This window comes from Povalibacter sp. (genome assembly GCF_036520495.1).
In the GTDB taxonomy this organism is placed as follows: domain Bacteria; phylum Pseudomonadota; class Gammaproteobacteria; order Steroidobacterales; family Steroidobacteraceae; genus Steroidobacter.
This window is the reverse complement of record NZ_DATDJO010000073.1, coordinates 14,590-38,644: the sequence shown is the minus strand read 5'-3', so window position 1 is coordinate 38,644 and position 24,055 is coordinate 14,590. Positions and strand designations below refer to the sequence as shown.

The 24,055-nt window shown below is 61.2% G+C and carries 19 protein-coding genes and 1 pseudogene; 19 read left to right on the top strand and 1 reads right to left on the bottom strand.

Annotation, left to right across the window (positions count from 1 at the left end; translation table 11 throughout):
- From VIZ63_RS25025 to VIZ63_RS24995, 7 genes and pseudogenes are all read left to right on the top strand, one after another.
- Positions 1-380 (top strand): annotated as a pseudogene (locus tag VIZ63_RS25025) (hypothetical protein); the annotation flags it as partial.
- A 244-nt stretch (positions 381-624) separates the two neighbouring features.
- On the top strand, positions 625-3,048 hold the full coding sequence (locus VIZ63_RS25020; protein WP_331612580.1) for a catalase: 2,424 nt from the start codon (positions 625-627) through the stop codon (positions 3,046-3,048).
- A 34-nt stretch (positions 3,049-3,082) separates the two neighbouring features.
- Entirely contained in the window at positions 3,083-3,679 is a 597-nt protein-coding gene (locus tag VIZ63_RS25015; protein ID WP_331612579.1) for a hypothetical protein, read from the top strand.
- 123 nt (positions 3,680-3,802) lie between these two features.
- Positions 3,803-4,060, top strand: a complete 258-nt coding sequence (locus VIZ63_RS25010) for a hypothetical protein (protein WP_331612577.1) — start codon at positions 3,803-3,805, stop codon at positions 4,058-4,060.
- Positions 4,061-4,384: 324 nt separating this feature from the next.
- The gene (locus VIZ63_RS25005) at positions 4,385-4,927 is read left to right on the top strand and encodes a hemerythrin domain-containing protein (RefSeq protein ID WP_331612576.1); all 543 of its coding nucleotides are present in this window, start codon (positions 4,385-4,387) and stop codon (positions 4,925-4,927) included.
- A 639-nt stretch (positions 4,928-5,566) separates the two neighbouring features.
- Positions 5,567-5,890, top strand: coding sequence for a hypothetical protein (locus VIZ63_RS25000; RefSeq protein WP_331612575.1), 324 nt, complete (start codon positions 5,567-5,569; stop codon positions 5,888-5,890).
- Between the two features lie 290 nt (positions 5,891-6,180).
- Complete coding sequence (locus VIZ63_RS24995; RefSeq protein WP_331612574.1) at positions 6,181-7,398, top strand: acyl-CoA dehydrogenase family protein; 1,218 nt, start codon at positions 6,181-6,183, stop codon at positions 7,396-7,398.
- Positions 7,399-7,402: 4 nt separating this feature from the next.
- Here the strand turns inward: VIZ63_RS24995 and VIZ63_RS24990 are convergent, their stop codons facing one another.
- Positions 7,403-8,428, bottom strand: coding sequence for an AraC family transcriptional regulator (locus VIZ63_RS24990; RefSeq protein ID WP_331612573.1), 1,026 nt, complete (start codon positions 8,426-8,428; stop codon positions 7,403-7,405).
- Positions 8,429-8,566: 138 nt separating this feature from the next.
- On the opposite strand from VIZ63_RS24990, the gene VIZ63_RS24985 reads away from it, so the two are divergent.
- The 12 genes from VIZ63_RS24985 to VIZ63_RS24930 all read left to right on the top strand — a co-directional run bounded on the left by VIZ63_RS24985 (position 8,567) and on the right by VIZ63_RS24930 (position 24,037).
- Positions 8,567-9,754 carry an acyl-CoA dehydrogenase family protein gene (locus VIZ63_RS24985; RefSeq protein WP_331612572.1) on the top strand — a complete coding sequence of 396 codons (1,188 nt, stop codon included), beginning with the start codon at positions 8,567-8,569 and terminating at the stop codon, positions 9,752-9,754.
- Positions 9,751-11,439, top strand: coding sequence for an AMP-binding protein (locus VIZ63_RS24980; protein WP_331612571.1), 1,689 nt, complete (start codon positions 9,751-9,753; stop codon positions 11,437-11,439). The genes VIZ63_RS24985 and VIZ63_RS24980 overlap by 4 nt, the downstream gene beginning before the upstream one ends.
- 17 nt (positions 11,440-11,456) lie before the next feature.
- Positions 11,457-12,626 carry a thiolase family protein gene (locus VIZ63_RS24975; RefSeq protein ID WP_331612570.1) on the top strand — a complete coding sequence of 390 codons (1,170 nt, stop codon included), beginning with the start codon at positions 11,457-11,459 and terminating at the stop codon, positions 12,624-12,626.
- 9 nt (positions 12,627-12,635) lie between these two features.
- Complete coding sequence (locus VIZ63_RS24970) at positions 12,636-13,049, top strand: Zn-ribbon domain-containing OB-fold protein (protein WP_331612569.1); 414 nt, start codon at positions 12,636-12,638, stop codon at positions 13,047-13,049.
- A gap of 13 nt (positions 13,050-13,062) precedes the next feature.
- Entirely contained in the window at positions 13,063-13,866 is an 804-nt protein-coding gene (locus VIZ63_RS24965) for an enoyl-CoA hydratase/isomerase family protein (protein ID WP_331612568.1), read from the top strand.
- 53 nt (positions 13,867-13,919) lie between these two features.
- Positions 13,920-16,406 carry a TonB-dependent receptor gene (locus VIZ63_RS24960; RefSeq protein ID WP_331612567.1) on the top strand — a complete coding sequence of 829 codons (2,487 nt, stop codon included), beginning with the start codon at positions 13,920-13,922 and terminating at the stop codon, positions 16,404-16,406.
- Between the two features lie 90 nt (positions 16,407-16,496).
- Entirely contained in the window at positions 16,497-17,771 is a 1,275-nt protein-coding gene (locus VIZ63_RS24955) for an acyl-CoA dehydrogenase (protein WP_331612566.1), read from the top strand.
- Positions 17,772-17,806: 35 nt separating this feature from the next.
- Positions 17,807-18,913 carry a saccharopine dehydrogenase family protein gene (locus tag VIZ63_RS24950; protein WP_331612565.1) on the top strand — a complete coding sequence of 369 codons (1,107 nt, stop codon included), beginning with the start codon at positions 17,807-17,809 and terminating at the stop codon, positions 18,911-18,913.
- A gap of 16 nt (positions 18,914-18,929) precedes the next feature.
- A complete protein-coding gene (locus tag VIZ63_RS24945) occupies positions 18,930-20,483 on the top strand; it encodes a class I adenylate-forming enzyme family protein (protein ID WP_331612564.1) in 1,554 nt (517 codons plus the stop codon).
- Between the two features lie 27 nt (positions 20,484-20,510).
- Positions 20,511-21,695 (top strand): thiolase C-terminal domain-containing protein, encoded by a 1,185-nt coding sequence (locus VIZ63_RS24940; protein ID WP_331612562.1) that lies wholly within the window; start codon positions 20,511-20,513, stop codon positions 21,693-21,695.
- Between the two features lie 42 nt (positions 21,696-21,737).
- Positions 21,738-22,862 carry an MBL fold metallo-hydrolase gene (locus VIZ63_RS24935; RefSeq protein WP_331612561.1) on the top strand — a complete coding sequence of 375 codons (1,125 nt, stop codon included), beginning with the start codon at positions 21,738-21,740 and terminating at the stop codon, positions 22,860-22,862.
- A complete protein-coding gene (locus VIZ63_RS24930) occupies positions 22,862-24,037 on the top strand; it encodes an acetyl-CoA C-acyltransferase (RefSeq protein WP_331612560.1) in 1,176 nt (391 codons plus the stop codon). The genes VIZ63_RS24935 and VIZ63_RS24930 overlap by 1 nt, the downstream gene beginning before the upstream one ends.
- Positions 24,038-24,055 lie beyond the last annotated feature (18 nt).

Here is a 24,055-nt window from a genome sequence, read left to right as displayed (position 1 = left end):
CGCCCATTTCCCGGCTGGTGGGCACGCGTGGAAAACTGTCGGCTATCGAATTCGACGACGGGCAGGCGCGACCGCGGGACGTGCTCTTCTTCGATACGGCGGCGAGCGGCCAGTCGCGTCTTGCCGAATCGCTCGGGTGCCAGTTCACCCGCAAGAAGGGCGTGAAGTGCGGTCAGTACGAAGCCACCAGCGTCCCCGGTGTCTTCGTCGCGGGCAACATCATCGGCGATGTGCAGCTCTCGATCGTGGCGGCCGCCGAAGGGGCCCGCGCCGCCTTTGGCATCAATCGCGCATTGACGCGGGAAGATTTTGACCGCAAGGCGACCGGACGGCGCCGCATCGAGCACCCGCCGATGCTGTCCGACGTCGTGCAGCGCTAGTCGCGATAGCAGCGGCTGTCTGCCGAATTCATCGCTGCTTTCCTGCGGAGCGTTGCCTCATCCACATCCATGCGCACACCGAAGCGAGTTACCGGATCTCAGGAACTCTGTCTCAAGCGAGCCGTTGAAAGTTGCCGGCGCCGCTGCGGTCGACGGCACACCGACTATCTGCAGATCCACGCTCTCTCGTTCAGCCCTTGCGATCGTTCATTCGTCGCATTCATCCTCGTTGGAGAACTCGCTCATGGCCACGCGCAAGAAAAGCCCACCACCTCCCGGCAAGAAAGCACGTGATGCCGATGCAGAGGTCGCCAAGACCTCTGGTCGCTCCACGGCCAGCGGTCCGACCGCCAAGCCCGGTGTTGGCGCTGTCACGGATGCGGCCAGTGCGAAACTGATCGGGACGCAGGCGCTGGCGTCGGCCTTCCCCTACAACGCCGCCAAGCCATCCGAGTTTGGCGACGCGGGCGCAGCAGTCGGGCAGACGGCGGAACCACCGCACCCGATGGTAGGCGGCAGCACGCTGTCGGAGGTCAATGCCTCGCCGAAAGCCGGCAAGGGCAATCCGCAGCTCAGCTTCAATCCGGGCAATGGTCCGCTGGATCGTGTGCGGGTCGACTCCAGTGGGCGGGTGCTCACGACCAATCACGGCGTGCCGGTGGCAGACAATCAGAATTCCCTCAAGGCCGGATTGCGCGGACCTGCCTTGCTGGAAGACTTCATCCTGCGGGAGAAAATTACGCACTTCGATCACGAGCGAATTCCCGAGCGGATCGTGCACGCTCGCGGTTCCGGCGCGCACGGATATTTCGAGTGCTACAAACCACTGACCAAGCTCACGCGTGCGTCGATCTTCGCGGAGGCCGGTAAGCGCACGCCGGTGTTCGTGCGTTTCTCGACGGTCGCGGGCGAACGCGGGTCGACCGACACGGCTCGTGACGTGCGGGGCTTTGCTGTGAAGTTCTACACCGATGAAGGCAACTGGGACCTGGTGGGCAACAACATCCCGGTGTTCTTCATTCAGGATGCGATGAAGTTTCCGGATGTGATCCATGCCGTGAAGCCGGAACCGCATCACGGCATGCCGCAGGCCGCTTCGGCGCATGACACGTTCTGGGACTTCGTCTCGCTGATGCCCGAGTCCACGCATATGTTGCTGTGGGTGATGTCGGATCGTGCCATCCCACGCAGCTATCGCATGATGCAGGGATTCGGCGTGCACACATTCCGCTTCATCAACGCCGCGGGGGAATCGCGCTTCGTCAAGTTTCACTGGAATCCCGTCGCAGGAACCCACTCTCTGGCGTGGGATGAAGCCGTCAAGATTTCGGGTGCGGACAGTGATTTCCATCGGCGGGATCTGTGGGAGGCGATCGAGGCGGGCGCCTATCCGGAATGGGAACTCGCGGTGCAGGTTTTCAGCGAGGCCGACGCCGAGCGTTACAGCTTCGACGTGCTCGATGCGACCAAGCTCATTCCCGAGGAACTGGTGCCGCTGACGCCTGTCGGTCGCATGGTGCTCAATCGCAACCCGGACAATTTCTTTGCGGAAACCGAGCAGGTCGCCTTCTGCACGGCGCACATCGTACCGGGCCTGGATTTCAGCAACGACCCGCTGCTGGCGGGACGCATTCACTCTTATGTAGATACGCAGATCTCGCGCCTTGGCGGTCCGAACTTCCATGAGATCCCCATCAACGCATCCGTTGCTCAGGTTCACAACAATCAGCGCGATGGCATGCATCGCCAGGCGATTCCGCGCGGACGCGTCGCCTACGAACCGAACTCACTCGGCGGCGGCTGTCCATTTCAGGCGGGTGCCACGGGCTTCATGTCGTTCCCTCAGCAAATCGAGGAACACAAGGTGCGCGGCAAGCCTGAGAAATTTGCCGAGCACTACAACCAGGCGACACTCTTCTTCGACAGCCAGAGTGCCGTCGAGAAGCAGCACATCATCCGTGCCTTCCGGTTCGAGCTGACCAAGGTACAGACCGTTGCCGTGCGCGAACGCGTGGTCGCCCAGCTGCGAAACGTGTCGGAGGAACTGGCCGGCGCGGTGGCTGAAGGACTTGGAATGAAGGCGCTGCCCGAGCCCCTGCCGCAGATGCTCAAGCGTCGACCCAAACCGGAAGTGCAGCAGTCCAGGGCGCTGTCGTTGTTCGCACGTCCTGGCGCGATCGGTATCAAAACCCGTCGCGTCGCCATTCTGGTCGCCGATGGAGTGGATGGAGCGTCGGCGCTCGCAATCCACGAGGCGCTCACCGCACAGGAGGCCGTGCCGCGGTTCGTCGGTGTGAAACTCGGCACGATCGAGAGTGCGAGCGGGGAAGACTTCGAGGTCGAGATATCGCTGGAGACTGCGCCAGCGGTCGTGTGGGACGCGATGATCGTCCCCGACGGCGAGGCCGCGGCGGCGACGCTTGCGCAGCGGGGGCAGGCTCTCGAATTCCTGAAGGATCAGTATCGTCACTGCAAACCCATTCTTCTCATCGGTGCCGCACAGGCGCTGCTCGATGCTGCCGGCGTCCCGCCGGCCTTGCCTTCGGGCAAGGCGGATCCGGGACTGCTGCGTTTCGACCAGGCGACCGGCGATGCCGTCCCTGCATTCGTCAAGGCGCTGACGAAGCATCGTCATTTCGAACGAGAGACCGATCCGCCGCGGATCTAGGCATCGGCGTCCACTTACTTTGCAAGAGGCTTCCATGAACTCATCGCAACTGAAGGAGCTGCTGCTCCAATCGCTCGTCCATGAGCGTGGCGGGATACTGGTGTATCAAACCGCGCTCGAGTGCGTTCTGAACAAGGATCTGCGCACGGAGTGGCGGGAGTATCTGGAGCAGACGACGAAGCACGTCGAGGTGCTGACGCGAACCTGCGTCGCGCTCGGACTCGATCCGGGCGAAATCACGCCGGGCTGTCAGGTGGTGCAGCACACGGGCAAGTCGCTGGTCGTGGCGATGAAGATGGCGCTGGCCGCCAACGATCCGCCAGCAGCGGAACTCGTTGCCTGCGAATGCGTCGTTCTGGCGGAAACCAAGGACCATGCGAATTGGGAATTGATCGGCCAGTGTGCCAGGGCGGCGCAAGGCGAGGCCGCCGCCGCATTGCAGGCTGCTTACGATGAAGTCGAAGACGAGGAGGACGAGCACCTGTATCACACGCGGGGCTGGTGCCGTGAGCTGTGGCTCAAATCCCTTGGCTTGAAGTCTGTGCTGCCACCGCCGGAGGAAAAACAGGACGTGAAGACCGAGGTGGAAGCAGCTCAGGCAAAGAAACAGGCCGACGCTCGACGCAAATAGCCCACTAATGCCTTTCGCAGCAATCGGGCCCGCCGGAATTCGATGGCGGCCTGCGGGCGATACTCGTAGTCGAAAATCCCTGGCATCACGGATACAGGGCGGACGCTCTTGCGTTGCGCCTTTGTGAACCCATTGATTGAAAGTGAATGCATTCTTCTGAAGGGAGGTGCCCCGATGCGAATAGAGATTGTCGACAACGATCGGCAGCGTGCAGAAAGAATCCTTCTGTTGTTGAGTCGTGCGCCCGAGGTGGACGAAGCTGAAGGATGGCAGTACGTTGAATTGGCTGGGGATGGCTGGATCTATGGCGGCTGGGTCCGTCTGTCCGCCGATGGAACGGCCGAGGGCCACACGATTTCAGTCAAAGATGCGCGCCATTGATTTTCCGTACCGGCGGATGTTCTTCAGGGAATTGGCGCCGCTTACGGATGCGTCCTGATTCCACTGACTGAATTGCGAACGCCAGTGAGTTGGGAATGCCACTGGCGATCATCGCCGCCGCCGATGCATGAAGTTCTCTTTCGTCCAACTGCGTCGCGCGGGTAAGTCAGCGTCCCAAGCGTTGTCTATGAGTCATGCTGATGGCTCCGGCTCGCCGGCGCAAGCGGGAAAACAAACGTGTCAACGGTTCGAGGAACCTGCGGCAGGCAGGCGGCGTTGCTTCGCTGTCTCGTTCTTATCCTGCCGACGCCAAGGGGAAGCTTCATGCCAAGTCGTACTGCCAGCAAGGCCCGTCGCGGAGCCTCACGCACCGCCAAGCGCGATGCCATCAGTCTGTTGAAGGCGGATCATCGTCAGGTGGAGGGATGGTTCGAGGAGTTCGAGAAGGCGCGCGCGGATTCGCGCAAGACGGATCTGGCCGCCAGGATCTGTCTGGCCCTGCGCGTTCACATGCAGATCGAGGAGGATATCTTCTACCCAGCCTTCATCGAGGCCACGGAAGATGAAGACATGCACCACGAGGCCGTGGTGGAACACGCGGGAGCCAGGAATCTCATCGAGCAGATCGAAAGCTCCGGGCCCGAGGATGATTTCTTTGGCGCCAAGGTCACGGTGCTGTCGGAGATGATCAAGCACCACGTAAAGGAAGAAGAACAGCCGGGCGGCATGTTCGCCAAGGCAAAGAAGTCCGAAATGGATCTGAAGGCGGTCGGCGATCAGCTGGCGGCCCGCAAGTCTGAACTGATGAGTCGCGAACCGGCGCGATCATCGAAGGCATCGCAGCGGGCGACGCACGCACATGCCTGAGATGGATCGCTGCCGCGGTCTGCATTCGGTTCAGTCAGAAAAAGTGTCGGGCGCAGGCTGGTATCGGCCTGCGCCCTTGGCAGGGTGGCCCGGGAGTAAGCCAACGTAGAAAATAATTTGCTGCGCATCCAGCGATCGGTTCAACCTGCACATCATGCTGCAAATCATGCGGTGATCCGACAGGAACCCTGCGGAGTCAGGCACGTTGTTTCCTCGAGGTAACGATGCAATGACCCCGCTTACACCATCCCCCGAAAAGACACGCGATCCATCCCCCGAAAAGACACGCGATCACGCCATGCTGTCAGTGGGCCTACGCAAGCACTTTGAGGCGCCACCGCCTGATCCTGTCATGCTTGCGCTGTTACTGCGTCTCGCACGCCGGGAGGCGGAGACAAGTAGCGTACGTAGGACGTTGGATCCTTCAGCTCGCTGATCGTTCAGCCAAAGACCGTTCACCAAACTTGTTCGATAAGTACGCCGTTGCGAATTTCCTCAACTGAACTTGCGCATGCGACTCGCTTTCCCGAGTGACAGCGCTGCGACAGTGGCTGCAATGGCGCGAGATTTCGGATCGAATGGGTGACGGACTTGACGCGACCTTCGGCTCGATACTAGAAAGGATGCATGACTACATCAATGCCGCCCGTAACGCCCGCCGACATCAGTCTCTTTGTCGAGAACGGCAAGTTTGTCTTTCGACTGGAAGTGCTCTCGCTTTACGTGTACGACCGGGATACCGATGGACAACCAACATGCACCGCTGAATGCGCCCGGCAATGGCAGCCGGTGATTGCTTCAGACGGATCGAAGCCGCTCGGTGATTGGACCCTGATCGAGCGAGCGGATAAGTCCCGGCAATGGCGGTATCGAAATCGCCCCCTCTACACCTATATCGATGAGAAGCCAGGCCAGACCCTGGGCCATGGCCGTGACGGGGTGTGGCACCTCGTGGTTCCGTAAGACGGGATCAGCACACGATTGATAGCCATCCGTGTGAGGGCGGACATTTGTTCGCCATTCCCGCCGCGCGGACCTGAGCTGCATCGCTGACCCGGCGATGCACGAACTGACCAAGGGCGCGAACCTCCTCCTGACAGCATAGATGCGTTCCAGGTGCAGCCGCTAAGGGCAACCTTGGCGCACAGCGTGGCACCATTTATCAGGCCTGTGGCACCAAACATCAGGCTCCCGTTGAGTGTCCCCAGTAGCATTCTGGGTTCAAGTACCCGCTCACGAGATCAATCACGAGAATGGCCACGTTACACGACGGGGAAACGGCGTCGTCCCTTTCCCCCACAGATAAAGAGTATGAGCTAACGGCGGAACGCGCCGGGATCCTGGAAACGGCAGACCGCTTTGCCCGCAGGGAACTGGCACCTCTGTTCGCGAAGATGGATGCGGACGAATGGTGGCCGCCATACATCATGCGCAGCATCGGCAGCGCCGGCCTGATTGGCGTCGCGGTTGACCCGGAGTTCGGTGGCGCCGGCCTGGATTTCTTCTGTCAGGGGCTGGTCATTCAGGCGTTCGCGCGTCACAACTCGTCGATCGGACTGAGCTATGCGGGGCACGAGAATCTGTTCATCAACAATCTCGACCAGAACGGTACACCTCAGCAGCGAGCAAAGTACTTGCCGGGTTGCATAACGGGCGATCTCATCGGAGCGCTCGGGATGACGGAGCCGGGCGCCGGCTCCGATGCCATCGGCAGCATGGCGACTGTTGCGCATCGCGACGGAGACAGCTACATCCTGAATGGACGTAAGACCTTCATCACGAACGGGCCGATTGCGGATGTGATGATCATCTACGCAAAAACAGCTCCGGAGCGCGGCACCAAGGGTGTCTCTGCGTTTCTCGTGGAGAAGAACTTTCCGGGGTTCTCAGTTGCGCAGAAGTTGATAAAGATGGGGCATCGAGGTTCGCCGACAGGCGAGCTCGTTTTCGACAACTGTCGAGTACCCGCCGAGAACTTGCTGGGCGAAGAGAACAAGGGCGTCGCCATCATGATGAGCGGCCTTGATCTGGAGCGGGCGATCGTCGGTTCGCACGCGCTGGGCGTCGCGGAGCGAGCGCTCGAAATCACCGTAGAGTATGCGAAGCAGCGCGTCCAGTTCGGCAAACCAATCGCGAGCTTTCAGATGGTTCAGGCGCTGCTCGCCGATATGTATGTAGCCGTCGAAAGCATGCGGCAGATGGTTTACTACACGCTGGCCAAGTGCAATCGATTGGCTGGTACCGACGGTGGGCGTGGCGAGATCCACAAGCTGACCGCAGCAACCGTGTTGCTGTGCGGGCGATCGTTGCAGAAAATATGCGACAGCGCCGTGCAGGTTCACGGCGGCATGGGTTACATGTGGGAGACCGAAGTCAACCGACTGTATCGCGCGGCCAAGGTTTTCGAGATTGGCGCTGGCACCAATGAGATCCGGCGCCTGATCATCGCGGGCGAGCTGTTGAGCGAGTGATTCGTCAATGCTGGGTGCGCGTCGAGCGTCGTGCGGTACGACGCTTTCGATACTCGGTCGGCGGCATGCCATGCCACTTCTTGAACGCATGATTGAAGGCCGTGAGATCCGAATAGCCCAGATTCGTCGCGATCTGGGTGATCTGTAGCTGCGTGTCTTGCAGCAGAAACCGCGCCTTCTTGCGGCGGCATTGCTCGAGCAATGCCGTGAAGGTCGTGCCGTGCTTCAACAGAGTCCGATGCAGGGTGCGGCGGTGCATGGACAGCATCAGGGCGATGTTGTCGGCGCTGCAATTGCCGAAAGTCAGCGCTCTTTCCATCAGGTAGTTGATCTTGGCCAGGGTGTCGGCAGGATAGTGCGCTTCCATGACCTTCAGGTAGCGTTGCAGCGTTTCTGCCAGTTCCTTGTCCGAGGTTGCGATGTTCTGTCGCAGGAAGCGTTCGGGGAATACCAGGGCGTACTCCTCGCGATCGAACTGCACGGAGCACGAGAACAACTTGCGATAGGGGGCACGGTCCTTGGGCGCTGAGTGCGCAATGTGGACCTGTTGCGGCGTAAACGACTTGCCGCAGAAGTATCGAACCAGTTTGAACGTGGCCGCCAGCGTGGCCTCTGCCAGATAGCGCACATCCTTCAACGAGGCGAAGGAGAGAATGATATAGGCCTTGTCGCCGAACACCTCAATGCGCCAGGTGGCTGTGTTCTGCCAGAGCAGATGATTGTTCGTTATCAGAATTTCGAGCGCCGCCTGCACATTGGCTGCCTGCTTCATGGCCAGGCCAAGATCGCCGAGTGCCGAGATCGACTGCTTGCTGCCGAACAGCACGCCGAAATGCTCGCACTGTGCGGCCTTGGCGGTCAGTCGCAGGATTTTCTTCACCTGCTGCAGCTCGATCATGTCGCCATAGCGTGACGACTCGATCGTTGCCTCGCTCAGTCCCACTGAGCGCAGGATTTCCTGAGGATCGATGCCGAGACTGCGTGTCGTCTGGCTGTATCCGGCAAGCGCGAGTGTTCGGACCAGCTCCATCGGAGAACCTCTGTGTTCGAGGTGTCACTAATTATCAGAAGAGTGGCACCAGATATCAGGTCGGAGATATGGCGGGATAGTAGCATCGGATTTCAGTAGCGGTCCAAATCTACGTAGCGTCGGGGGGCGTTATTCGAAATGCGAACGACTGGTGATGACAATGTCGAGTTCGAACTGAGCGGCGATCGCGCCGCGATCCTCGAGACTGCAGATCGTTTTGCCCGCAAAGAGCTGGCGCCGTTGTTTTCGCGAATGGATGCGGAAGAATGGTGGCCGGAAGACGTCATGCGCAAGATCGGCGCGGCGGGACTCATCGGCGTAGCAGTTGAAAACTCACTGGGCGGCGCTGGCCTGGATTTCTTCTGCCAGGGCCTCGTGATTCAAGCCATTGCGCGCCACAACTCCTCGGTCGGGTTGAGCTATGCGACCCACGAGAATCTGTTCGTCAACAATCTGTATAGAAACGGGACGCCCGCGCAGCAGGAAAAGTACCTGCCGCACTGCATTCGCGGCGAGATGATCGGTGCACTCGGCATGACCGAGCCCGGAGCCGGCTCCGATGCGATCGGCAGCATGGCAACCGTCGCGCGCCGCGAAGGCGATCACTACATCCTCGACGGCCGCAAGCTGTTCATCACGAACGGTCCGATCGCCGACGTGATGATCATCTACGCGAAGACCGCCAAGGAACTGGGCGCCAAAGGCGTTTCCGCGTTTCTCGTCGAGAAGGGATTCCCGGGTTTCTCGGTCGCGCAAACGCTGAGCAAGATGGGCAACCGGGGATCGCCGACCGGTGAGCTCGTGTTCGAACGATGCCGCGTGCCTGTCGAGAATCTTCTCGGCCAGGAGAACAAGGGCATCGCGATCATGATGAGCGGCCTGGACCTGGAACGTGCGATCGTCGGTGCGCACACGCTGGGCATTGCCGAGCGTGCGCTGGAACTGGCGGTGGAGTACGCAAAGTCGCGCGTTCAGTTCGGCAAGCCGATTGCGAGCTTCCAGATGGTCCAGGGGATGCTCGCCGACATGTACGTCGCGGTTGAGAGCATGCGGCGGATGGTTTACTACACGCTGGCCCGGTGCAATGGCATGCGCGAGGGCGAAGGCGGGCGCGGCGAAATTCACAAACTGACGGCAGCCACGGTGCTGTTGTGCGGCCGCTCGCTGATGGAGGTCTGCGATAACGCACTGCAGATTCACGGCGGCATGGGCTACATGTGGGAGATGGAGGTCAACCGTCTCTATCGTGCGGCCAAGATTTTCGAGATCGGCGCCGGCACCAACGAGATCCGCCGCCTGATCATCGCCGGGGAATTGCTGTCATGACCGGCGAGCCGGGTGGGGCGGCGCCGAGGGCGGGGGTTTCGAAGCCGACGTACCTCGATCTGTTCTGGCATTGGACGCAGCAGCAGCCGGATGCGCCGTTCGTCACCCAGAAGCTGGGCGAGCAATGGCGCACGATGACCTGGGGCGAGGCGGGAGAACAGGTCCGGCGAATGACGTCCGCGCTGGTCGCGCTGCTGGGGCAGGACACGGGCGAACGCATCGTCATCCTCGGACGCAACAGTCTGCATTGGTATCTCGCGGATATGGCTGGCCAGAGCGCGGGTCATATCGTCGCAGGCGTGTTGACGACCAGCCTCCCGGAGCAGGTGACGCATTGCTTCGAGCTCACCGGCGCAAAGCTGCTGTTTCTCGGCCCTTCAGAAAACTGGGAAGCCGTGAGGGATTGCGTTCCTGACGACGTTCGCATCATCACGTTGCCGGGAGCGACGGATTCAAGGGCCTTCACTTCATGGGAAGAGCTGCTGACGACCCATCAGCCGTTCTCGGGCACACCCGCTCCACCCATCGATGAGCCGCGAATTATCATCTTTACCTCCGGCACCACCGGTCTGCCGAAAGGTGTGGTGCATTCGCTGCGGTCAGGCACCGCCGTCATCTCGCCGTTCGTCGAATGTGAGGAGCTGCGCGGCACACGCTTCATCAACTACTTGCCGATGGGACATGGCGCCGAACGCGTCGTCATCGGCTACCAGATGATCAGCAACGGCGGACAAACCGTCATCAGCAACGGAGTTCGAACCTTTGCGGACGACATGAAGCTTGCTCGGGTCGACTGGTTTCTCGCGCCGCCGCGACTGTGGCTGGCGTATCAGAAGATGGCAGTAGCCGCGCTGGGCGGCGAAGAGGCGGCCAATCGCCTGGTGGAGAATCCCGCGACTGCGTCGCAGGCAGGCGTTGCTTTCAAGAACCTGCTCGGTCTGAACGATGCTCGCTTCCTGGCGAACAGCACGGCGCCTCTGCCGCTGAGCATTCACCAGTGGTTCGACAAGGCCGGGGTCGTGATCTGCGATATCTACGGTCAGTCGGAGAGCACGCCGGTCACGCTCAACATGCCATCTGAGAATCGCATCGGCTCGGTCGGCAAGTCAGCGTTCGGTTCTGAAGTGAAGTTGAGTGCCGAGGGTGAAATCCTCGTGCGTTCGCCGGGACGCATGCTGGGCTATTTCAATATGCCCGAGAAGACAGCTCAGACCATTGTCGATGGTTGGGTGCACACCGGCGATCGTGCCACGGTCGATCCGGACGGCTTCTACTACATCGTTGGACGGGTTTGCGAAGAGTTCAAGACCGCCAAGGGCAAGTATGTGGCGCCTGTTCCGATCGAGAACGCCATCTCCGAGAACGAGCTGGTGGAACAGCAGATGCTATGCGGGCGAGGGCTCGCTCAAACGGTGCTGCTCATCGGGTTGTCCGGAGTCGGTCGCCAACGAACGAGCGACGAAGTAGAGCAGAACCTGCGAGCCGCAATTGAGCGCATCAACGGCAGGCAGGAGAAACACGCGCGCGTGTCGCTGGTCGTGATTTGCCGGGAACGCTGGACGCTCGAGAATCGCTTGTTGAATCCCGTCGGCAAGATTCTGCGGGATCCGATCGAGACGAAGTACTGGGGGCTGGCAAGCAGGGTCGATGAGAACCCGCATGAACTGCGCGTCATCTGGGAATGACCGGCGGGAGAATCACGATGCACACTACTTTGAAGGGCATTGCGGCCATCAGCGGTTACGCCGAGATGAAGCCGCAGCGACAGCCAGGATCCCATACGCCGACGACGATTTGCGCGGACCTGGCGCGTCAGGCCGTGGCAGATGCGGGACTGGAGCGCGGCCAGATCGATGGGCTGCTGACGGCCACGCCGTTCTCCAACTACAACATCCTGTGGCCGTCGTACCTCTGTGAGTACCTGAACATCCGGCCGCGCTATTTCGACACTGTGGACATCGGCGGTGCCTCTGCAGCTGGAATGATCTGGCGCGCGGCGGCGGCCATTCAAGCCGGCATGTGCAACCACGTGCTGTGTGTGACTGCCGAAGTGATGGACAGCAAGTTCTTCGCGCGTCTTGCGCATCTGATGCCACAGAGCGACCTGGAATTCGAGATTCCTTACGGCAACGTTCCGGCGAATGCCGGCTACGCCATGGTCGCGATGCGTCACATGCACGAGTACGGCACGACCGCACGGCAGCTCGCCAAGGTGGCTGTCGATCAGCGCTGCAACGCGCAGCAGAATCCGGACGCGCTGTTCTACGGCAAACAGCTGACGATCGATGACGTACTGAACTCGCGCGTCGTGATGGAGCCATTGCACCTGTTTGAGATCGTTTCGCCTTGCACCGGCGGGGCGGCAGTCATCGTTTCTCGCGCGGACCTGGCCGTACGCGGACCCAACCGGCCAGTGAAGTTGCTCGGTGCTGGCGAAGCCGGCACGAGCATCTCCATTGCGAATGCTCCGAGTCTCACGACCAGCTGGATCGAGGCGGCTGCCAAAGGCGCTTTCGAGATGGCGGGGTTGCAGCCGCAGCAGATGCAGTTCATCCAGCCCTACGACTGCTACACGATCACGGTCGCGATCACGCTGGAAGACATGGGCTTCTGCAAGAAGGGTCATGGCGGTCCGTTCATCGCCGAGCGCGATCTCACCTGGCAAGGCGACCTGCCGTGCAACACGCACGGCGGACAACTCTCCTTCGGTCAGGCCGGGCAGGCCGGCGGCATGTCGCATGTCGTCGAAGCGGCGCGGCAACTCATGGGACGAGCGGGCGGACGCCAGCTTCCCAACGCCACCACAGGTCTTGCGCACGGCAACGGCGGAATCCTTGGCGAGCAGGTGACCTTGATCCTCGGAATCGAGTGAAACGTAATCATGAGCTACGCCGATCTGCTGTTGTTTCGAAGTCCATCAGCGCGTCCGTACTGGGACGCTGCGCGCTATGAAGTACTGCAGGTCCAGGAATGCATGACGTGTTCGCGCCGGCAGTTCTATCCGCGTGACCTGTGCCACCACTGCTGGAGCACGGATCTCAGATGGATCGTGTGCTCCGGAAAAGCGGTCGTTCACAGCTACACCGTATGCCACGTGGCGCCGCATCCGGACTTTACGGATCAGTTGCCTCTGGTGATCGCCATCGTGGACCTCGAAGAAGGCGTACGTATGACCACGAACATCGTCGAGTGCGATTCCGCAGCCGTTCGCATCGGTATGGCGGTGGAGGCTGTTTTCGATCACGTGACCGCAGAGGCGACGCTCGTGAAGTTTCGTCCCGTCAAGAACCAATGAGCGGGCCGCGCCAATGAAGCACTTGCTGACAGAGAATCGTGATGGTGCGTTGTGGGCGACGTTCAATCGCCCCGACGTGTTCAACAGCATCTCGACGCGAATGGCGTGCGAGCTCATGGATATGTGGGAGTGGGCACGCAGCGACTCGGCCATTCGCCTGGTCGTGCTGACCGGAGCTGGCGATCGCGCGTTCTGCTCGGGCGGTGATCTGAAGCAATTGATTCCGTTGTTGACGGGCGCGCGCCAGCCGCAGGACGACTACGACCGGCGCTTTATGGAGCCGGGTTTCGCCGCGCGCATCACGATTCGAGACGACAGTTTCGTCAAACCGATCATTGCTGCGGTGAACGGCGTCGCGATGGGCGGCGGCAGCGAGCTGACGGTGGCATCCGACATCCGGATCGCCTCCAGCACCGCACGCTTCGCACTGAGCGAGCCGAAGGTCGGCATCGTCGCGGGCGGTGGCACCACGGTGAGGCTGCCGCGACAGATTCCCTGGTGCAAGGCCATGGAGTTTCTGCTGACGGGCGAGTCGATCACGGCGCAACAGGCGTTCGAGATCGGGCTGCTCAACCGTGTGGTCGAGCCGTCGCAGTTGATGGCCGAAGTACAGAAAGTGATCGAGAAGTTGCTCGACAACGCACCGCTGGCGCTGCAGGCGATCAAGCGCGTGGCGTTGGAGAGCAGCGGAGTGTCTTTGCAGGAAGGGTTTCGCATCGAAAGCCGCGAGCTGGCGGCGATCCTGGCGACCGACGATGCGAGAGAAGGGCCGCGAGCTTTCGCCGAGAAAAGAAAACCAAACTTCGTTGGTCGATAGACGCGTCGTTATTAAATCAGGTGGAGCGCAAGATCTTGAAACGATTGATATGCATGCTGACTTTACCAGCTGTGTCGTTCACCCCAGGCGTTGCCTGGTCCGCGGACGACGGGCTGATCCTCGAAGAAGTCATGGTGACTGCCCGCAAGCGCGAAGAATCGCTGGTCAACGCGCCGCTCGCGGTGTCGGTGGTCTCCGGTTCGGAAATGGAGAGCCAGGGCGTTACGGGGCTCGAGCAGCTCTCGGCGAAGGTACCGAGTCTGCAGGTGGGGCGTGGTGCACAAGCCAGCTCCATCTATATTCGCGGTATCGGTTCGGGTATCAACAAGGGATTCGAGCAGTCCGTCGGTATGTACATCGACGGCATCTATCAGTCGCGCAGCCTGCAATTCACGCAGTCGATTTTCGATCTCGCGCGTGTCGAGGTGCTGCGTGGTCCGCAGGGCGTGCTGTTCGGCAAGAACGCGGTGGCCGGCGCCATCAAGATCGAAACGGCCGGTCCGCAACAGGGCGACGGCTTCAGGGGAACGGTCAGTGCATTGTGGGAGCCCGAGTACAACACCCAGCGCTACTCGTTGGCGTTGAGCGGTGATCTGTCGGAGACGCTTGCAGCGCGATTCGTTTACAGCGATTCGTCGTCGGACGGCTACGTCAGGAACAAAGCGCGCAACACGGACGAGCGCCAGGACGAAGATCGGGCGGCGCGACTGACGCTCGCATGGGCGCCCACCGACACGCTGTCCGTCACCGGCAAAGTCTCCTATTCGGAGATGGAGGCATACGGCGCCGAAGTCGTGATCGCCGACATCAACTATGGCGTCATTCCGGGCTATCTGGCGTTGGGCAAGACGACGGCAGTGCTGGGGTCGCTCATTCTCTCGAATGGACTCGAGCCTAACTTTGGCTTGTCACGTGGATGGGAGAGCTACACCAACAATCGTTTCTGGAGACCACAGGACGTCGAAACCAGCGAATCCACCAATGTATCGCTGAATGTGGAATGGAATGTCGGCGACTTCGTGTTCACGTCGCTCAGCGGATTCACGAACTTCGAAACCGACAACGACCATGACGTGGATTTCACGCCCGTCAATCTCGCGCACACGATCGAAGGCGAGAAACTCGAGCAGTTCTCACAGGAATTCCGTCTCGCGTCGGATTGGGACGGTCCGGTCAATGTCGTTCTCGGTGCGTACTACGAGAAGCAGCGCCTCAAAATTCAGAACGAGAATCAGCTCGACGGCACCATGGGCGGCCTCATCAGTCCGCTCATCGGCGGCGCGCCCACGCTGTTCCACGCCAGTGTGCTCGCTGCCAGCAATCCGGCTGTCACGGCGCTCATCAACGCGGGTCTGTTGACGCCGACGACGCAGCTCAATTCGGTCGATCGTCGCTACACGTTGAAGCAGACGGCGGAGACGAAGGCGATTTTCGGTGAAGTCGAGTACGAGTTCACCGATCGATGGGCGCTCGAGCTGGGTTTACGCTACTCGGAAGACGAGAAGGACGTAGTCAAGGACAACATAATCGGTACCGGTCAGCCTGGCCAGTTCGTCCCGCTGTTGAATCCTGCGGATACGGTGGGTTCAGCGAGCCTGAATCAATTGCTCGCCCGGGCATACGCTGCCGGCGGACCACAGGCGGTGCTGGCGCAGGTCGTCTGGGGCGGTCTGGTGACTTATCCGCATCTGCAGGATCTGAACAGTGCGGAGGAGCACCTGGATGCTGCCGCGAAACTGCGCTGGGAGTACAGCGATACGGGCATGACGTATCTGTCGTTCTCGCAAGGCTACAAATCCGGCGGTTTCAACGCGACGCCCGATTCGGCGCGTCCTGATGGCACACCGTCGACCGGCACTGAGTTTAAGGACGAGTCGGTGGATGCTTGGGAGCTGGGCGTCAAGCAGTCACTGTTCAACGGCCGGGCGCGTATCGGCGCCGCGGTCTATCGCAGCGAGCTGGAAAATCTGCAGGTGACGTCGTTCAACGGCATCAATTTCGTCGTCGGCAATGCTGCCGAACTGGTGGTGCAGGGCGTCGAACTTGAAAGCCAGTGGAAAGCGACGGGTGAGCTCGAGTTCGGCCTGAGCCTGAACTACCTCGATCACAAGTATGCGTCGTTCCCCGGAGCCCCGTGCACGATCGCAGAAGGCGCTCTCGTGGCGGTTTGCACCAAGGATCTCACCGGCAAGCGCGGCGCGTACGCGCCGGAGTGGACCGGAGCGTTCTACGTCGACTACGTCAAGTCGGTCGGCGCGAACTGGGATCTGTTTGCCCACGTGGACGTTAACTACAAGGCCGACATGTATCTCGGCAACGACCTCGACGAGGCGTTGCACCAGGATGCGTACGTCAAGGTCGACTCGCGCATTGGCGTGATGTCAGTGGATGGCACCTGGAGCGTCTCTGTGTTCGGTCGCAACCTGACCGACAAGCGAACGTTCACGACGGGCCTGGATGCGCCGCTCACCGGCGGCATCAAGGCCGCATGGGTCGAGGAACCTCGCGTGCTCGGTGTGCAGGGTACGTATCGCTTCTGAGTAGCGACGCCCGCGCCGCAGGCGATCGGCCCTGCGGCGCGGGCAGATGCTATCTGCTCGTTCGCGACGTAGAGCGATGGGAGACGTGACATGTTCAATATCAAAGAAATTGCGGCGCCCAGGCTTGGCCTTTCCGGACTGGAGCCGACCCTGAGCGATGAGGAGAGGGCGCTGCAGAGCGCTGCGAATCGCTTTGCGCTGGAAACGATGCGGCCCTACGCGGCCACGCTCGACAGACTGACGGCCGAAGAGGTGGTCGCCGCCGGCTCGCCATTGTTCGAGTATCTGCAGAAGTTCCAGGCATCCGGGCTGTTCAACCTCGATCTGCTGGCGTCCCTGCAGCCGGAGCAGATGGCCCGGCTGCTGCCGTTGCTGCTCGAGGAACTGGGCTACGGCGATGTTGGATTGACAGTGCTCGCGATCGCGACGTCGTTTCCTTCCTTTGCAGCAGCGCTGTCTGGCGATCCGGAATTGCTGGAGCGGTTCAAGGGCCTGCCCGGCTGCTGGATCGCAACTCAGCCGGATCGCGGCAGCGACGTGCTGGATATGGCGGGGCGTGAAACTCTGCGCGGCAGCCGGCAGGATCGCGGCAATCTGGTGGCGCGCGTCGACGGCGATCACGTCGTGATCAATGGGCAAACATCCGAATGGGTTTCGGCGGGACCCATTGCGCAATGTGCGCTGGCGTACCTGCAGTGCGACTACGGTCAAGGTATCCATCGAGCCAATGGATCGCTGCGCCTGATCGGGATACTGATTCCATTCGACATTCCCGGCGTCTCGAAGGGCAAGGCGCACGACAAGCTCGGCCAGCGATCGATGCCGCAGGGTGCGATCTATTTCGACAATGTGCGGGTGCCGAGGAAGTACATCCTCGCAGGCGAGGACGCGGCGGATCTCAGCTTCTACGGCGCACTTACGTTCGCCAACATGGAGATCGCCTGCACGCTGGGTGGCCTGGCGCGCGCGTCGTTCGAGCACGCATTGAAGTATGTGCATGAGCGCCGCCAGGGCGGCGCTGTTCTCATGGATCATCAGAGCGTGCGTCTGCGGGTGTTCGACGCCTGGCGCAAGCTCGAAGCGTGCAAGGCGATGGCCCGTCGTGTCGTCGACTACAACTACGGCAAGAATGGACCGCATTTCCTAGCGTCCGTGACCAGCAAAACCTTCGTCACGCAGAGCGCGTACGAGGTGGCCGATGCAGCCGTGCAGCTGATGGGCGCAAACGGGCTTTCCCGCGAGTATCCGGTCGAGAAGCTGTTGCGCGATGCGCGCGCGGCGCTGATCGAAGACGGCGAGAACAATGTGCTCAGCCTGCACGGCGCCAACCATTTGAGCGATTGGTACCGGCAGCACGTCGGCTGATCGCATCCATTCATCCTCATTCGAGTATCGAGATCATGTCGAACTATCCTGTCGTCATCTACGGTGCAAGCGGCTACACCGGTCGTCTGGTGGCTGAGTATCTGCGCGAATACAACATTCCATTCATCGCTGCGGGGCGCGACAAGAAACGCGTCGCCGAGGCCATGAAGCAGGTCCCAGGCATCGAAACCGCAGACTTCAAGGTGGTCGACATCGAGCACGATACGAAAAGTCTCGCGCAACTGTTCGATGGCGCATCCGTCGTGCTGAACACGGTGGGACCCTTCACGTACTACGGTGAGCCTGTCGTGGCGGCCTGTGAGCAGGCCGGTGTGCACTACCTGGACAGCACCGGTGAGCAGGAATGGATGCTCAGCATGCGGAACAAGTACAGCGACGGCTTCAGGAAGAAAAACATCGCGCTCGCGCCGAGCGTTGCGTACATGCACACGATCGGCCAGATCGCGTGCGAGATCGTCCTCGAACAGGAAGGGATAGACACGCTCGAAGTAGGGTGTCTGACGAATGGTGTGCCGACATTCGGATCCACGCAGACGATTTTCTGCATGTTCCAGTCCGAGCACATGTATCTGGCGGACAACAAGCTCGTTCCCTGGGTCAAGGGTCGCGGTTTCGAGATGTCGGCGCCGGGCATGGCGACGACCGTGCTGTGTCATCCGTGGGGCGGTGGTGCGATTCCGCTGGCCTACCTGGATGATCCGCGAGTCATCAACTGTCGGCATCTCACGGCGTTCGACAATCGCCCGATGTTCGAGATGCTCATTGCACTGCAGAAGAACTACGAAGACAACATCAGGCCGCTGCCTGTGGCGGAGCGCGAGAAGGCGCTGGCCGATATGGCGGCCAAGATGCAACCCGGTATGCCGCCGCGCGAACGCCTGCGCACCGGACGCAGCACGGATTTCGCCTACGGGCGCGGTGCCGCCGTCAGCCGCTCGTGCGTAATTCGCAGCACGCCGCCGTACCAGATCACCGGTCTGCTCATGGCGGCGGCGGCTCGCAAGCTCATCGACGAAGGGACGAACAAGGCCGGCTTCGCTTCGGGGTGCCATATCGTGGGCCATCGGTACTTGCTCGGCGCGGTGCAGAATTTCTTCCCGATCGAAGTTCAGGTCAGTTGAAGGCGGTAGTCATTCCATGCGCATCATCGATTTCTTTGACCGGGGCGCTGAGCTGTATCCGGACAATATTGCCTTCATCGACGGCGATGAGAAGCTGACTTATACGCAGGCGGCGCAGGCGACGCATCGGATCGCCGCCGCTCTGCGCGCACACGGCTATCAGAAGGGCGCGAAGATCGGCGTCTACGCACCGAACTCCAACATCGCCTTTCTGAGCCTGCTCGGCCTGATGCGCGCGGAGGGTGTCTGGATTCCGATCAACCCGCGCAACTCCATCGCCGTCAATGTCGATCTGTTACGTCGGTTCGATGGCGAGCTGCTGCTGTATCACAGCATGTTCGAAACGGAGGTTCAGCAGATCCTGGCGGCGGCCCCGAACATCAAGGCGGCGGTATGCATCGACTCGACGAGCGGCAGCAATCCGTCGCTCTCGTCGTGGCTTGCGGGGAGTGATACGCGACACGAAATCGGGCCGGAAGATGAGCATGAGGTGCTCGCTATTTTCCCCACAGGCGGCACGACCGGTGAATCGAAGGGCGTGCTGATGACCCATCGAAGCATCGCGACGCTGTTCGCGAACTTCTATGCGCACTTTCATTACTACGACAACACCTGCCATCTCGTCGTTGCGCCGATGACGCACTCGGCCGGCATTCTGGGTTGCATGCATTTCGCGCGAGGCGGCACCAATGTCATCGCGTGCAAAGTCGAGGCGGGGGCGATCCTTCGCGATATCCAGACCTACAAAGTGACGCATCTGTTTCTGCCGCCGACCGTGCTCTACATGATGCTGGCGCATCCGGATCTGAAGAAGTACGACTACTCGTCGTTGCAGCACTTCCTCATCGCGGCCGCGCCGAGTTCGATCGAGAAGGTGAAGGAGGCCATCAGCGTCTTCGGGCCCGTGATGAGCGAATGCTTCGGGCAGGCGGAATGTCCTGCGGCGATCACGATGAAGGCGCCGTGGGACTACATGGGACCGACCGGCGAGATCGATGAGGTGCGACTGCAAAGCGTCGGTAAGCCTGCGGTTTTCAACACCGTGGCAATCCTCGATGACGACGGACGCGAAGTACCGCGCGGCGAACTCGGCGAGATTTGCGTCAAAGGCTCCCTGGTCACGCCGGGTTACTACAAGAATCCGGATGCTACTGCACAGGTTCGCCAGTTCGGCTGGCATCACACCGGCGACATCGGCGTCATGGACCGCGACGGCTTCATTACGATGATGGATCGCAAGCGGGACATGATCATCAGCGGCGGATTCAACGTCTACCCGAACGAGGTCGAGCAGGTGCTGGCAGCGCATCCCGCGATACAGGAGTGCGCGGTCATCGGTGTGCCCGACGAAAAATGGGGCGAATCTGTCAAGGCCGTGGTCCTGCTCAAGCCGGGTGCTGTGGTCGACGCAGAGGAGCTCATCACACTGGCGAAGGACCAGCTCGGCGGCGTGAAGGCGCCGAAGACGATCGACTTCGTCGCCGACCTGCCGCGCAGCCCGGCGGGCAAGGTGATGAAGAAGGAAATTCGCAAGGTTTACTGGGGCAACGCCACACGCGCGATCAATTGATCGCACCGCGGGTTTGGAGGATTCGAAATGAGTCGAGTGATCGTTGCCGGCGTCGGCATGGTTCCGTTCAGGAAGCCAGGACAGAGCGATGCCTACGATGTCATGGCTGCCAATGCGACGCGCATGGCACTGGCGGATGCCGGCATCGGCTACAGCGATGTGCAGCAGGCGTATGCCGGGTACGTACACGCAGACAGCTGCGCAGGGCAGACCGCGCTCTATCACGTGGGCATCACCGGTATTCCGATCTACAACGTCAACAATAACTGCTCGAGCGGTTCATCGGCGTTCGCGCTGGCCGCACAGGCGGTGGCTGGCGGTAGCGTCGAATGCGCACTGGCGGTGGGCTTCGAACAGATGGATCGCGGCGCAATCGATCTCGCCTTTCCGCACAAGACCAGCCCATTCGCCAGGCATCACGCAGCGCTGCGAGATGCACACGGCCTCAGCGATGACGAAATGAAGTTGCCTCCGGCGTTGAGCATGTTCGGCTGTCAGGTCGAAGCCATCGAAGCGCTCGGCGTGACCGCCGAGACGCTGGCGGGAATTGCCGTCAAGTCGCGCAATCACGCTGCGAAGAGCCCTTACGCCATCTTTCGCGAGCCGTTGACGGTCGCTGACATTCTGGACACACCGCCGATTTTCCGCACCATGCGCCGGCTCTATGCCTGTCCGCCAAGTTGCGGTGCGGCGGCAGTCATCGTGTGCAGCGAATCGTTCGCTCGCCGACACGGTTTGCGCAGCGACGTCGCCCTGGTAGGGCAGGGAATCAGCAGCGATCTGTCATCCGGGCTTGCCGGTGGCGTCATGGACATCATGCTGCAATCCCTGAGTGAGCAGGCTGCGCGTCAGGCGTACGAGAGCGCAGGCGTCGGTCCGGAAGAAATCGACGTGATCGAGCTGCACGACTGCTTCACCAGTAACGAAGCATCGACCTATGTGGCGCTCGGCCTGTGCAAGACCGAAGACATCAATCAGTTCGTAGCCGATGGCCAGAACACCTACGGCGGCAAGTACGTCATCTGTCCGTCCGGCGGATTGCTGGCGAAAGGTCATCCGCTCGGCGCTACGGGTCTCGCCCAGATCACGGAGCTGACATGGCAGCTGCGCGGTCAGGCCGGCGAGCGCCAGGTCGATGATGTGCGCACGGTGCTGCAGCACAATGTCGGACTCGGCAGTGCGGGATTCGTGCACATTTTCCAGCGACTGTGAGTCGCGGCCGCATCGGATCCATCCCCTTGGTCACAGGCACACGTGCGTCGCCATGTCTGGCGGCGGCGCGGCGTCGGAATCGGAAGCGCTGCGATTAACAAAAAATCGGAACTCGTTCATCCGCTGACAGCGCCCGATCGTCTCGGTGGTGTCACGCAGGTCGCGCCTGGCGTGTTGTGGGTGAGGATGCCGCTGGATGACCGGCTCAACCACATCAATGTCTGGCTGCTTGCGGATGGCGACGGCTGGACGTTGGTGGATACCGGCGTCGACAGCGAAGAAATCCGCGTGCTCTGGGATCGCGTCTTCGCGGAGCATGTTCGCGGACCGCTGAAGCGCGTCATCTGCACTCACTATCATCCGGATCATGTCGGGCTCGCTGGCTGGATGCAGAAGCGCAGCGGCGTCGATGTCTGGATGACTGCGGCAGAGATCGAGGCGGCCCGCCGCGGCGTCACCGAGCCGACGGCTGAAGGGAATGCCGCGATACAGGGGTTCTTTCGCGGGTTCTCCACGGATTCGGCAGCGATAGCGCGCCAGGATGATTTCTGGAAAGTGCTGTCGTCGATGATCTATCCATTGCCCGCAGCCGTGCGGCTGATCGACGATCCGTCGATCGTGATCGGCGAGTTCGAGTGGCGCGTCATCATCGGGCGAGGTCACTCGCCAGAACATGTGTGCCTGTACTGCGATCGACTGCAGTTGCTGATTGCCGGTGATCAGGTACTGCCGGGGATCAGCAGCAACGTCAGCATCGATCCTCTCGCTCCGGATGCCGATCCATTGCAGCTGTATCTGGACTCGTTTGCGGCGCTGTCCCGGTTGCCGCCTGACGTGTGGGTGTTGCCGTCGCATCGCGATGTGTTCGTCGGACTGCATCAGCGCATCGATTCCCTGATCAATGGCGTGCATCGAAGGCTCGCAAATATTGTCGACATCTGCAGAGAGCAGGCGGATGCCGATCGCATTCTGTCTGCCCTGTACCCGGGCGAGATGAATGAACTGAGTTGGCGCCTGGCGGTGGGCGAGATGGCGGCCTATCTCAATCGTCTGCAACGCGACGGTCGCATCGAGCGCACTACCACCGTCGATGGGTCCAGTCGCTGGCGCAGCGCCGATCCTCACGGCGAGTTAGACGAGCCCTCAATCCACGTGGAGAAGTCCTGATGTCCGACGTCGTTATTGCCGCTGCGATTCGTACCCCTTTAGGCGCCTTTCAAGGCAGTTTGGCTGCGGCCAGTGCCCCGCAGTTGGGAGCCGCGGTCACCAAGGCGGCTATCGAATCGGCGGGAGTCGCAGGCAGCGACGTTGAGGAAGTGATATTCGGCTGTGTGCTGCAGGCTGACCTCGGTCAGGCGCCCGCACGGCAGGCTGCCTTGGCCGGCGGCGTTCCGCTTGGCGTGCCTGCGACGACCATCAACAAGATGTGCGGCTCCGGGCTCAAGGCCGTCATGCTGGGAGCGGCGCAGATCCGTAGCGGGGATGCCGGGATCGTCCTCGCGGGCGGTCTGGAGTCGATGAGCAATGCGCCGTACCTGTTGCCGAAGGCGCGTACCGGCCTGCGGATGGGGCATGCCGAACTCCGGGACCACATGCTTCGCGATGGCTTGCTGAGTCCGTTCGACGGTCTGCACATGGGCGTCTTTGCGGATCGCACAGCCAAAAAGCACGGCTTCTGGCGCACCGAGCAGGACGAGTTTGCGGCGGAATCCGTGCGCCGTGCCGTGACGGCCGTGAACGGCGGTGCGTTTGCGGATGAGATCGTTCCGGTAGTGCTCAAGCTGCGCAAGGGTGATGTCACGGTCGATCGTGACGAGGCCCCGTTCGCGTTGGACGTGGCGCGCATTCCGACCCTGCGGCCCGCATTCGTCAAAGACGGCACCGTTACTCCGGCTAGCTCGTCGTCGATTGCGGACGGAGCGGCTGCGGTCGTCTTGATGAATGGGTCCATCGCCGCGAGCCGCGGGATTACGCCATTGGCGCGAATCGTGGGCTATGTGAGTCATGCCGGTGAGCCGGAGTGGTTCGCAGCGGCGTTGGTGGACGCGACCCGGAAGCTGTTGAGCCATGTTGGCTGGCACGCGAGCGATGTCGATCTCTTCGAGATCAACGAGGCGTTCGCCATCGTGCCGATGGTGGCCATGCGTGACATGGGTATCGAGCATGCCCGGCTCAACGTGAATGGTGGCGCGTGTGCGCTGGGACATCCCATTGGCGCAACCGGGGCGCGCATTCTGACAACGCTGATCCATGCACTGCGCAAACGCGGCGGCAAGCGTGGTGTTGCGGCACTGTGCCTCGGCGGTGGCGAAGCTGTCGCGGTCGCCATTGAAATCATCTGAGACGCGGGAAAGAGTCAC